This window comes from Runella aurantiaca, assembly GCF_003339505.1.
In the GTDB taxonomy this organism is placed as follows: Bacteria; Bacteroidota; Bacteroidia; order Cytophagales; family Spirosomataceae; genus Runella; species Runella aurantiaca.
The window spans coordinates 69,059-80,725 of record NZ_QPIW01000032.1 but is presented as its reverse complement, the minus strand read 5'-3'; the positions used below and the strand labels follow the sequence as shown (position 1 = coordinate 80,725).

Here is an 11,667-nt window from a genome sequence, read left to right as displayed (position 1 = left end):
TAACGACCTTGATGGTGGTTACAGGGCGGGTGTTCACCTCTTCCCATTCCGAACAGAGAAGTTAAGCCCCGCTCCGCCGATGATACTGAGATAAAACTTGGAAAAGTAGGTAGCCGCCACAATATTATCAATGAAGAGCTCGCTGAAAGGCGGGCTCTTTTGCGTTAATAGAAAACGCTAAAAAGAAACATAAAAAAAGCCCAGTAAATGGGCTTCTTCTAATCATTAATATTCATCTTCGTTAAAGAAGAAATCGTCCTTTGTGGGATAATCAGGCCATATTTCCTCAATACTTTCATAAGGTTGGCCATCATCTTCCAGTTCCTGTAGGTTTTCGACGACTTCCAGAGGAGCTCCCGTGCGAATCGCAAAATCAATTAATTCGTCCTTTGTGGCGGGCCAAGGCGCATCCTCCAAATAAGAGGCTAATTCCAGTGTCCAATACATACTCAATTCCTTTTATTAGTTCTAAAATAAGGTTTAAAAACCAAGCAAACTTGCCAATCCAACGCTTTTTTTGTTGAATTTGTTGCGAAGGATAGCATTTTTTTTGGTTATGTCAAGAAAAATTTTCAACTCATTGATTATTAGTATTTTACTTTTATTCCATGGTACGAGTCTTGTTCTTGATAATCTTTTTGGAGGGGATGACCTTCCCAATCTTTTGGAAGTAGAATTCGACGCAAATCAGGATGATTTTCAAAGCGAATTCCGATTAAATCAAATGTTTCGCGTTCATGCCAATCAGCTGTTTTCCAAATACTAGATAAGCTGGGGATAGAAGGTGGTTGACCATCAATCTGTCGTGGAAGTATAACCTTCAAAATTAGATTCCTTTGATAGGGAATTGAAGTCAAATGGTAAATTACTTCCATTGAGCCTTTTTCTGGGCCATTATCAATTCCGGTCAGACAAGCCATAAAGTCAAAGTACAGTAACTCATCTTCATGTAGAAATTGACAAATGTCCAAAAGTAAATTTGCGGGAATCTGTATTATGGGTTGAGCAGTTTTTTCGTTTACAACCAGAATTGCATCCGTGCTGAATTTACTGCTTAATCTCTCTACTATATCATGTGTGGTCATGTGATTAGGTGATATGGTTTTCGGCCTCTAACTCCAAAAGTAACGTGGGGGCAATTGGATGTTCCAGGCGAATTTTTTCCTGCAATTTTAAAAAACCTCCAATTAATGCTTCTGGGCGCGGCGGGCATCCAGGCACGTAGACGTCTACTGGAATGATTCTATCTATTCCTTTTACAACGTGGTATCCATGTTCCCAGTAGGGGCCTCCGCAGTTTGAACAGCTCCCCATGGAGATTACGTAGCGGGGTTCTGGCATTTGTTCATATAAACGACGAATCCTATCTGCCATTTTGAAGGTAACAGTTCCAGCAACAATCATTACGTCTGATTGACGAGGAGAAGGGCGGGGGAATATCCCAAATCTTTCAAGGTCATAGTTTGAGGCGTAGGAAGCCATCATTTCAATGGCGCAGCATGCCAAGCCAAATCCCATTGGCCACAACGATGATAATCTTGACCAGTTGAGTAAATCCTCTACACTTGTAAGAATTATGCCACCTTCTCCCGTTTTTACTCTGTTTTCCTGAAAATCTATTGCTTGCGACATTTGTGATAAACGCTAGATTGTTTGTGATTCGAATTTCCCATCAGACAACGTAAAAAAAGAAGTTTCAATTAATTGCCGTTGGGAAAGGTATTGGTCATACTCTGGATAAAAACGTAGCCTATTGGTAATCGTTTGATCATGTATTTGGGAAAGCCCCAGCAAAAGTTCACACCCTTCTCTAACCGCAAAAGCACCACCAGGCTGTCCAGTGATGTAGTCGACAAGGTTATGGTCGATAACGTATTTTTGAAACAAGGAATTGCCACCATGCCGAACCATGATGCGGATGCCGCACTGCTCGGCAATGGATAAATCCAGTGCATCGTCAAAAAAAAAGGCTACTTCTTCTGGTTTGAGATGATGGATTGCCATAAAATGTTCAAGAGCGGCAATTTTATGTTTGATACGAAAATAGCAGGAGTCGTAGTGCTCTCGTTTGGCCAGCTGAAAAGACATGGTATTCCGTTCTCCCGAAATTACGGCAGTATACGGCATCTTGGACTGAGACAACCACCAACCAAAACGAAGTAAGTTGATTCCCATTGAATCTACTTCACTGAAATTGCTGGTTCCGTGTTCATTTTTTGTACCGTCGTTGAATACGCCATCCCAGTCAAAAATAAAGGCTTTTATCTTTTTTAATTTCTCCGCAAAAAGCTCCGTAGGAATAATAAATTCTCCTCCCAATTTGCTGAAAAGAGTAGAAGTATCTTGAATCGTATCGGCCATCCCCTTTTTTATTGATTAGCGTAAAAATAGGGAAATCCTCTCAAGGAAGGTGAGAATAAAGAAAGATAATTGGGAGCTAACTTAAAACGACTGCCTTAAAGCAGTCGTTTTAAGTTAGAAGAGTGGCAGTTTGTTGAATTTTTGGGTAAGAACCTTGGTGGAATCAGTGTGGAGCCAATCATCCAATAATGTTGCGTATACTTCTCGGAAATCAATGCTGTATTTTAAGTCTCCGTTATCTAAGTTTGTTAAATCAGGAGCTTCGTTTAAAATAGGGCGGGTACGTTTCGGGCCACCTATTAAAAATACATTATTGGCAGTTCCATGATCGGTACCGCTACTCGCATTTTGCTTTACTCGTCGGCCAAATTCGCTGAATGTCAGAACCATAACATCATCGAGGCGGCTATTGGCTTTCATATCATTGACAAAAATACTTACCGCTTCAGCATATTGGCGAAGAAGGCGGTCTTGTTGGTCATTTTGGCGTATGTGCGTATCAAAACCAGACAAAGAAACGTAGTACACGCTTGTGCTTACGCCAGATGTAATAAGTTCAGCAATGGTATTAAGGCTTTTCCCTAATTCAGTCGTTGGATACATCATTCGGGATTTATTGACTTTTGCTTTCGTGTGAACATATTCGGCAGACGACACGGTTTCGGCCAGCGTTTTATAGAGATAAGCTACATTGTCATGGTTATCTGCCGCAGGAATATCGGTCAATGTTTTGACAAATGCACTTTGCGTTTGTCGGTATAACTTTTCAGGGTTTTGCAACGATAACCCATTGACTTGCTGTCCTTTTAAAGCCAAACTTAATGTGTCGTCAATTTCAAGGGCTTGGTGGGGGAGGCAGGATTGGCCAATGCATTGAGCATCCAAATAACGACCTATCCAGCCGCTGGATAGATATTCTTCCGAACTGCTTCCTGTTTGCCAAATATCCATCGAGCGAAAATGGGAGCGGTCTGGATTGGGATAACCTACATTATTGATGACAGAAACCAAGCCATTATCGTACAGCTCTTTGATTTTTTCGAGTGCTGGATTAAAACCAATTTCATCGTTGAGCCGCAGAACATTATTTTGATTGATGGCAATGGACGGGCGCTCTCGGTAGTAAATATCATTCCGAAACGGAACGACCGTATTAAGGCCGTCATTGCCCCCAGAGAGTTGAATGACCACCAGAATTTTATCATTGAGCAGTTTTTGTCCAAAGTGTTTTTGCTCATACGCTTTTAAAAACTGAGGAATTAAAAGTGAGCCAGCGGTGGTAAAAGCCGTTTTTTTGAGAAATGTGCGACGTTTCATTATTGAAATACTATTTATGAAAATCGGATTAGCAAACTTGATATTCGAGGGTACTCATTAAAGAAATGCAAAGTTGTTTTACAGTCTCTGAGCGTTCGGGTGCCGAAACCTTATTTTCAATGCGTTTTATAGTTGCATCATTAATTGGTACCTGTAACAAATAGGATGCCAAGGTTTTGCAAAGAGCGGCGTCTGGAATTGATTCGAAGGAATGGGCAAAATCCTGCCAGTTCATATTGATTTCAAACTTATTCTTGCGGACTAATTGTTCTTCATTTACATCTCCACTTTCTTTTACGCTGACGTTTATAGTTTCGTTGCGAAAGAGTACACTAGGGAGTTGTAACCGCGAAAGCAAACTGGAACTATCAATCCAAGCTTTTCCGCCAGGCCAACCAGCGACATTGGGAGGATTAAAAAGAACTTGGCCTAATATTTTTTGGGTGTATAACACGGGCGTTTTATCCACAAAATCGAGATTGAAGGTTCGTTGCAAGCCAGACAGATATTCTACAGGAGATTTAATTTGCGCACCAATGTTTACGGAATGGTAAAACCAGTCAGAAGTAAAAACGTATTCCATCAAATCGGCAATGTTGTACTGGCTATGATAAAAACGTTTTGCCATTGCTGCGATGTGAGCTTCGTCTACTTTTTCATTGACAAATGCGCGATAAATTTTGGTTGAAATGTGTAGGGCTGTTTTAGGATTTGCGAGGAGCATTTCGATTACATCTTCTCCTTTATAATTCCCAGATTTGCCAAAGATGGTTTTGAGGCCGTCGTCGTGAAAGTTTTCTCTAAAAACGAAATCACCATTGATATTAAAACCCCATCCTGTAAAAGCCCGCGCTGCTTCTTTAATATCTTGTTCGGTATATTGTCCTCGCCCTAGGGTAAATAATTCCATCACTTCTCGGGCAAAATTTTCATTAGGGCTACGTTTTCTGTTTTGTTGATTGTTCAAAAACTGTAGCATTGCAGCGTCTTTTGAAACGGCCATCAACAAGTCACCGAATTTGCCAAGTGCATGGGTGCGTAAGGTGTTATTTTGTTGTTGAATGAAGCCAACAGCTCTACTGCGGCAGGCGAAATGGTTGTGCCAAAAAAGGGCCATTTTCTCACGAAATGCATAAGCTCCATTTCCCATTTGAGCAACCCATGCATCATTGAGGCTACTAATGCTTTCACGGCGTTCTTGGGCCATGAGTTTAAGCTTGTCGCGCAGGTCTTCACGGGAGCCTCCTGCATTTTGTTTAACCGCCTGCCGAATATTTTTTAAATCTTGAGCAGGAGCATCGGAGACTTGTGTCAACAGTTTTATGTTGCTGCTATCTCTAAATAAACTTTTAACAAGCTGAAGTCTTGATATTGACATCGCTTTCTTTACTTCACTAGGTGAAGCTCCGAAGCCAGCTCTCCAAAATAGGTGTTGAATAGTGCGTTGGTGTTGGATAGCGTCCATGCAGATGAATGGTGTTGAGCGTTTGTTTGTGTAAGTTTTCAGGCAGCTTTAAATCTTAGATGAGGGGTGAGGAGCAAAAGTTTAATGAAGGGCAAAAAAATACCCCTGCCGATGAAACACTCGACAGGGGTATTTTTTGTAAAAAAGTAAAACTAATTACCAGAATACGGTATAGAGTATTGCGATAATTGCACAGATAACTGCTGTGCCGATGGCAAAGGTTCCTTTGATTTTGAACATAGATGAATCAATTGCTAAGCCTTTACTGCTAGGTTGCCAAAGTCCTAGTACCACCATTACTGCCACGCAGATTAAGAATACGATTCCCATTCTGTCTAAGAACGGAACCAAGGTCCAGTCAGTACCGGGTAGCCAGTTGTTGTGCATGGAGAAGGCAATAAGAAAGCCACCGACAATTGCAAAAAGGGCTCCCGCAGAATTGGTTTTTTTCCAGAAAAAGCCGAGAATAAAAGCGGCAAATACACCGGGTGAAACAAGACCTGTCATTTCCTGAATAAACTGAAAACCACCTTTTTTGTCAATGCCCATGTAAGGAGAAATAATAATTGCTAAAATCATGGCAACAACAATCGTTACCCGTCCAATCCAAACAAGTTTCTTTTCATCAGCATCTTGGCCGATGTATTTTTTATAAATATCAAGGGTGAAAATAGTTGAAATACTGTTTGCTTTTCCTGCCAAAGAAGCAACAATTGCCGCAGTTAGAGCCGCAAAAGAAAGACCCTTAAGCCCCACTGGCAGTAAATTTAGCAATACAGGATAGGCGCGGTCCTGATTGAGTTCACCACCTTCAAGCATTTCCATTTGAAACAGACCTTTTTGATATAACGTATAAGCAGCGATTCCTGGTAGTACCACAATTACAGGCATCAAAAGTTTTAAAAACGCGGCAAAAAGAATCCCTTCCCGTGCTGTTTTGAGATCAGCACCGAGCGCACGTTGCGTAATGTATTGATTACAACCCCAATAATTTAGGTTGACAATCCACATTCCTCCAATGAGAACTGTCAAACCAGGCAACGCCATGTAGTGCGGGCTTCCTTCTTGGAAAATCATGTGGAAGTGATCTTCTGACTTTTCAAGCATGGTACCGAAAGCACTCGTAATTCCGTCTACGCCAAACTCTTGAGAAACCAAATCCATGGCTAGGTAGGTGGTTGCTAATCCTCCCAAAATGAGGAAAAATACCTGAATAACGTCGGTATATCCAATTACTTTCATTCCACCTACCGTAATGATAACGGCAAAAATGGCCAGTCCAATCATACACACTGTAAAATCAATTCCCGAAATGGTAGAAACCGCAAGTGCCCCTAAAAACAGGATAGAGGTTAAATTTACTAAAACGTACAAAAACAGCCAAAAAATGGCCATAATTAAGCTAACGGTCGTATTATAACGTTGATTCAGGAATTGTGGCATTGTAAAAATTCGATTCTTCAGATAGATGGGCATAAAGAAGATCCCCACCACTAACAGCGTGGCGGCGGCCATCCATTCATAGGTTGCAATAGCCAGTCCCATTGAAAAACCATTGCCCGACATCCCAATGAATTGTTCAGCCGAAATATTAGAGGCGATTAAGGATGCACCAATTGCCCACCAAGTAAGTGAGCCTTCAGCCAGAAAGAAATCGGTTGTGCTGGCTTCTTTGGTTTTTTTTCGTTGATAAATCCAATAGCCGTAGCCAGCTACTACTATGAAGTAAAAAAGAAATACCAGATAGTCTAAGGTTTGAAGTTTTTGCATGTCTTCCAGAAAGGTTAGTATGAGGGTTAAAAAACGGGGTGCAAGATACTTAAATGTGTATAAAAAAATAGGAAAAATACCATTTTAGTAATAATCTACAATATAACTGTACGATTGCCATAGATAAAGACGCGGTCATTGAATACCAACTTTAAGGCTTTAGACAGTACAGATTTTTCGGTATCTTTTCCCAAAGTAGCCATATCTAGCGCCGTTAGGCGGTGATCTACTTCCTTTACGTCTTGGGCAATAATCGGCCCTTCGTCAAGATTATCATTGACAAAATGGGCCGTAGCTCCAATGATTTTGACACCTCGCTCATAAGCTTGACGATAAGGGTTGGCTCCAATAAAGGCGGGAAGAAAGGAATGATGAATGTTTACAATTCGATGGGGGTAGTGTTTTACAAAATCGGTAGTAAGAACACGCATATATTTGGCTAAAACTAGATACTCAGGTTTGTAAATATCAAGGGTTCTTAGAATCGCCTCTTCATGTTCATTGCGGGTTTTGTGTTCGTGAGAAATAAAATGAAAAGGAATGCCAAATTTGCTGACCAAAGGTTGTAAAGTATTGTAATTGCTTATAACGGCTTGGATTGTGGCATCCAGTTCGTCAAAAGCATATCTTATGAGCAATTCGCCCAAACAGTCATGCTCTTTTGTTACAAACACGACAATGTCTTTCTTTTTTTTAGGATTGAGACGTAAGTTGATGCCCGTAGGTAGTGTACTGTACAGGTCGTTAATTATTTTTTCAGGATTACCTTCGCCTTCAAATTCGGTTCTCATAAAAAACTGTTTGGAAGGGCTTACGTATTCATCCTGACTGATAATATTTTGGTTATGATTGTACAGTACATGGGTTACGTTATAAATAAGCCCTTTGTTATCAGGGCCGTTCATAAGTAGAATATGTTTCATATTTCAATAGGTTTGTATACGTAAAAAGCGGTTTATATTGCTATATAACCGCTTTTCTGAAAAATCTAAAATACTATTTTATGTTCCTAATAGTAACATCTTAACTTTCGGCGCTCGGCACGGCGGGCTTGAGTACCGAGTAAATACTCGGCCCGAAACGATAAGAATCCGTAAGAGTCTTTTACTTTAGGATTTCCTCGTTGATTTCCAGGCTCATTTTGAGGAGAATACCCAGACGGCAGGTTGGTTAATTCAGGTCTTCTATCCGACAAAGCCAGTGCCAGTTCAGACATCCCCCCTGGATTAGGATAATTTGTACTAACATCATCCAAATAATCTGAATTTGCAAAATTATCACTAAGCTCAACGGCAAAACTCCAACGGTCGTCGTGTTTCCAAGAAACTCCCACCCCAATCACGGCAATACGCACGTTACGTTTGTAAGCTACTCCTTCAGTCATTAGCGGCGGTAAACTATGCCAAGTGCCCTGATAATTTGCTTTAGGGTTAATTCTTGTCATGCCTATTCCACCCAATAAATAAGGTTTTAATAAGCGTTCGTCGTTATAACGGAATGCATCAATTTGCAATCCTATATACCCAGCAGGGTTATCAGAACGAAAGGAAAGATTATTGTACCAAATTGGGCCGCCAGCCTGTTTTCCTGAAATACGATATATATCCACTTCTCCCCGTAAGGCAATGCGCTCGGCTAGTCTATAACTGACTCCCAGTGCTAAATGAGGTTGGATAAACCTCAAATCAGTTTTGGCACGCATGTCGCCCATATAATAAGATATGCCGCCTCCCGCAAAAACTTTAATTACGCCAAACGCAGGAACATTCCGGCGAACAGGGCTATTCCGCCTCGATTGAGCGCTGGCGTCTGCACAGAAGAAAATAGCTAAGAGGGTGAAAGCCACTCTAATACATACATTTGTCATAGTTTACGGGTTGTTCCTCGTATAGTCTACTAACGAAAACTGTGCCAACAGTTATACATTGAACAATTGAATTGTTAAGGTATAAAGCTGCCAAAAATAAAGGATTAAAATTATCTTCTGAAATTTTTAAAATTTAGCTTGCTTTTCAAGAATAAAATTCAGACCTTTGCGAGCCTTTAAAAAAAGACACTTTTAAAGTTTCAATCGACATAGATTGGATGAAGGTCCGAAAGGAAACCACATCTGGATTCATAACTTAGGCTAAGTAGCAATTACTTTCCCACAGTAAAATGAGGTCAGATGTTTATCATCTGACCTTTTTTGTTGAAATAAAAAATAAAAAAAGTAAAATAGTTGGATTGCTGAAATTAATTTCAGACTTTTGCAGTCCGTTTTGTAAAATAAATTTTATAACCTGCTGTAAATCAAAAAGATGTCTGGTTTAATAGGAAAAAAAATCGGGATGACTAGTGTGTACAGTGCGGACGGGCAGGCTCTGGCATGTACGGTAATTGAAGCTGGTCCTTGTGTTGTTACGCAAGTCAAAACCGATGAAACTGATGGATACAAGGCTGTCCAACTCGGTTTCGGAGAAAAGAAAGAAAAGCATACGACTCAACCGCTCGTGGGTCATTTTAAGAAGGCAGGTACTACGCCAAAGCGCAAATTGGTTGAATTTAAGGAGTTCGAAGAAGAACTTAACCTTGGTCAAGCATTGTCAGTAGCAGATGTATTTGGTGAAGGAGACTTCGTTGATGTGGTAGGTACTGCCAAAGGACGTGGTTTTCAAGGTGTAGTAAAACGTCACGGTTTCGCAGGGGTAGGCGGCCAAACACACGGTCAGCACAACCGCCAACGTCACCCGGGTTCAATTGGTGCATGTTCATTCCCTTCTCGAGTATTCAAAGGGATTCGTATGGCAGGACGCATGGGGAATAACCGCGTTAAGGTTCAAAACCTTAAAGTGTTGAAAGTAATTCCTGAGCAGAATCTCGTTGTTATCAGTGGTTCGGTGCCGGGTGCGAAAAATTCGTTTGTAATCATCGAGAAGTAATTAATCGCTAACGCGAACCGTTCAATCCGATCAAGACAATGGAACTTTCAGTATTAGATATAAAAGGACAAGATACGGGCAAGAAAGTAGCCCTTGCCGAAACAGTATTCGGCATTGAGCCAAATCAGCACGTAGTGTATTTAGACGTAAAGCAATATCTTGCTAACCAACGTCAGGGTACACACAAATCAAAAGAGCGCGCAGAAGTTTCGTACTCTACAAGAAAAATTAAGCGTCAGAAAGGAACTGGAGGCGCCCGTGCAGGGTCAATCAAATCGCCTTTGTTCGTAGGGGGTGGTCGAGTGTTTGGACCAAGACCTCGTGACTACAGTTTCAAACTTAATAAGAAAGTGAAAGTATTGGCACGTAAGTCAGTTCTTTCGACAAAAGCGAAGGCAAACGGCATCTCGATTGTAGAAGATTTTACTTTTGACGGTCCTAAAACCAAGCAGTATCTTTCTTTCTTGAGTGCTTTCTCTTTAACAAATAAGAAAACACTTCTTATTCTGCCCAACCACGACGATAACGTATTTTTGTCTGGCCGCAATATTCCAAAGGTAAACATCACTACGGTTGACTCTGTAAATACTTACGATCTCATCAATGCTGAAGTATTGTTGATTAGCGAGACTGCAGTGTCGAAGTTAGAAAATCTCTTGAACAAGTAAGACAATGAGTGTACTCAAGCGACCGATATTGACCGAAAAAGCTACTGCGCTCAGCAATTTGGGCAAGTATGTATTTGAAGTGTCTAAAACTGCCAATAAAATTGAAATCGCAAACGCCATCGAAAAAGTGTATGGTGTTAAGGTAGCAAGTGTAGATACCATGCGTTCAATCGGTAGAAAAAAATCAAGAATGTCACGAGGTAAAGCAATTAGTGGTATTACTTCAACGTACAAGAAAGCCATCGTGACTCTAAAAGCAGGCGAAATAATTGATATTTATTCAGATATCGCCTAACTAAATCGTTGAAGTAGCAAATAACTGAAAAAAACAATGGCAGTCATTAAGCTAAAACCAACAACTCCCGGTCAGCGCTTTCGTACGGCTCCGTCGTTTGATGAAATCACAACCGACAAGCCTGAGAAAAGCTTGTTGGCCCCTATTAAAAAGACAGGTGGACGTAACAACCAAGGTCGTCGTACAGCTCGTTATATTGGTGGTGGTCACAAGCGCATGTACCGTATTATCGACTTCAAACGTGACAAGTTTGATGTTGCAGCAACAGTAGTATCAGTCGAATACGATCCTAACCGTTCTTCTCGTATCGCATTGGTTGAATACCAAGACGGAGAAAAACGTTATATCCTTGCCCCGCAGGGTATTAAAGTAGGACAAACTGTTGTGTCAGGAACTAGTGTAGCACCTGAAGTAGGTAACGCACTTCCTTTAAGTTCAATGCCGATTGGTACAATTGTTCACAATGTAGAATTACATCCTGGTAAAGGAGGACAATTGGTGCGCAGCGCTGGTACTTATGCACAGTTAGTAGCTCGTGATGGTAAATATGCAGTATTGCGTATGCCATCAAGTGAAATGCGCATGATACTTTCGACGTGTATTGCTACGGTAGGTTCAGTCTCTAACGCTGACCACATGAACGTAAGCCTCGGAAAAGCAGGCCGTAAGCGTTGGTTGGGTGTTCGTCCACGAGTTCGTGGGGTTGCGATGAACCCAGTCGATCACCCTATGGGTGGTGGTGAAGGTCGTGCATCAGGAGGTCACCCTCGTTCTCGTACGGGCTTATACGCTAAAGGTAAAAAGACGCGTACTCCGAAAAAGTATTCAAACCGTTTGATTATTAGCAAACGTAAAAAATAATCGAAGATA

General features: G+C 41.1%; 13 protein-coding genes and 1 rRNA gene. 5 read left to right on the top strand and 9 right to left on the bottom strand.

Annotated features, from left to right (window positions below):
* The first annotated feature begins 10 nt into the window (after positions 1–10).
* Positions 11–122 (top strand): 5S ribosomal RNA (gene rrf / locus DVG78_RS25970).
* A gap of 103 nt (positions 123–225) precedes the next feature.
* Here the strand turns inward: rrf and DVG78_RS25965 are convergent.
* From DVG78_RS25965 to DVG78_RS25925, 9 genes are all read right to left on the bottom strand, one after another.
* A complete protein-coding gene (locus tag DVG78_RS25965; RefSeq protein WP_013927448.1) occupies positions 226–447 on the bottom strand; it encodes a DUF2795 domain-containing protein in 222 nt (73 codons plus the stop codon).
* A 140-nt stretch (positions 448–587) separates the two neighbouring features.
* Entirely contained in the window at positions 588–1,085 is a 498-nt protein-coding gene (locus DVG78_RS25960) for an NADH-quinone oxidoreductase subunit C (protein WP_114463910.1), read from the bottom strand.
* A 4-nt stretch (positions 1,086–1,089) separates the two neighbouring features.
* Positions 1,090–1,632, bottom strand: a complete 543-nt coding sequence (gene nuoB, locus DVG78_RS25955; RefSeq protein WP_114463909.1) for an NADH-quinone oxidoreductase subunit NuoB — start codon at positions 1,630–1,632, stop codon at positions 1,090–1,092.
* Between the two features lie 12 nt (positions 1,633–1,644).
* Positions 1,645–2,361, bottom strand: a complete 717-nt coding sequence (locus DVG78_RS25950; protein WP_114463908.1) for a phosphatase — start codon at positions 2,359–2,361, stop codon at positions 1,645–1,647.
* Between the two features lie 114 nt (positions 2,362–2,475).
* The gene (locus DVG78_RS25945; RefSeq protein ID WP_114463907.1) at positions 2,476–3,678 is read right to left on the bottom strand and encodes a DUF1501 domain-containing protein; all 1,203 of its coding nucleotides are present in this window, start codon (positions 3,676–3,678) and stop codon (positions 2,476–2,478) included.
* A 28-nt stretch (positions 3,679–3,706) separates the two neighbouring features.
* Positions 3,707–5,143 (bottom strand): DUF1800 domain-containing protein, encoded by a 1,437-nt coding sequence (locus DVG78_RS25940; RefSeq protein ID WP_114463906.1) that lies wholly within the window; start codon positions 5,141–5,143, stop codon positions 3,707–3,709.
* Between the two features lie 156 nt (positions 5,144–5,299).
* Positions 5,300–6,913, bottom strand: coding sequence for a sodium/sugar symporter (locus DVG78_RS25935; protein WP_114463905.1), 1,614 nt, complete (start codon positions 6,911–6,913; stop codon positions 5,300–5,302).
* A gap of 95 nt (positions 6,914–7,008) precedes the next feature.
* A complete protein-coding gene (gene purU / locus DVG78_RS25930) occupies positions 7,009–7,836 on the bottom strand; it encodes a formyltetrahydrofolate deformylase (protein ID WP_229598323.1) in 828 nt (275 codons plus the stop codon).
* Between the two features lie 86 nt (positions 7,837–7,922).
* The gene (locus DVG78_RS25925; protein ID WP_147277174.1) at positions 7,923–8,780 is read right to left on the bottom strand and encodes a hypothetical protein; all 858 of its coding nucleotides are present in this window, start codon (positions 8,778–8,780) and stop codon (positions 7,923–7,925) included.
* 433 nt (positions 8,781–9,213) lie between these two features.
* On the opposite strand from DVG78_RS25925, the gene rplC reads away from it, so the two are divergent.
* From rplC to rplB, 4 genes are read left to right on the top strand one after another with little or no spacing between them, the layout of a single operon-like run.
* Positions 9,214–9,834 (top strand): 50S ribosomal protein L3, encoded by a 621-nt coding sequence (gene rplC / locus DVG78_RS25920; RefSeq protein WP_114463903.1) that lies wholly within the window; start codon positions 9,214–9,216, stop codon positions 9,832–9,834.
* Positions 9,835–9,872: 38 nt separating this feature from the next.
* A complete protein-coding gene (gene rplD / locus DVG78_RS25915; RefSeq protein ID WP_114463902.1) occupies positions 9,873–10,502 on the top strand; it encodes a 50S ribosomal protein L4 in 630 nt (209 codons plus the stop codon).
* Between the two features lie 4 nt (positions 10,503–10,506).
* On the top strand, positions 10,507–10,797 hold the full coding sequence (gene rplW / locus DVG78_RS25910) for a 50S ribosomal protein L23 (protein WP_013927436.1): 291 nt from the start codon (positions 10,507–10,509) through the stop codon (positions 10,795–10,797).
* A 36-nt stretch (positions 10,798–10,833) separates the two neighbouring features.
* Positions 10,834–11,658, top strand: coding sequence for a 50S ribosomal protein L2 (gene rplB / locus DVG78_RS25905; protein ID WP_114463901.1), 825 nt, complete (start codon positions 10,834–10,836; stop codon positions 11,656–11,658).
* Positions 11,659–11,667: the final 9 nt, after the last annotated feature.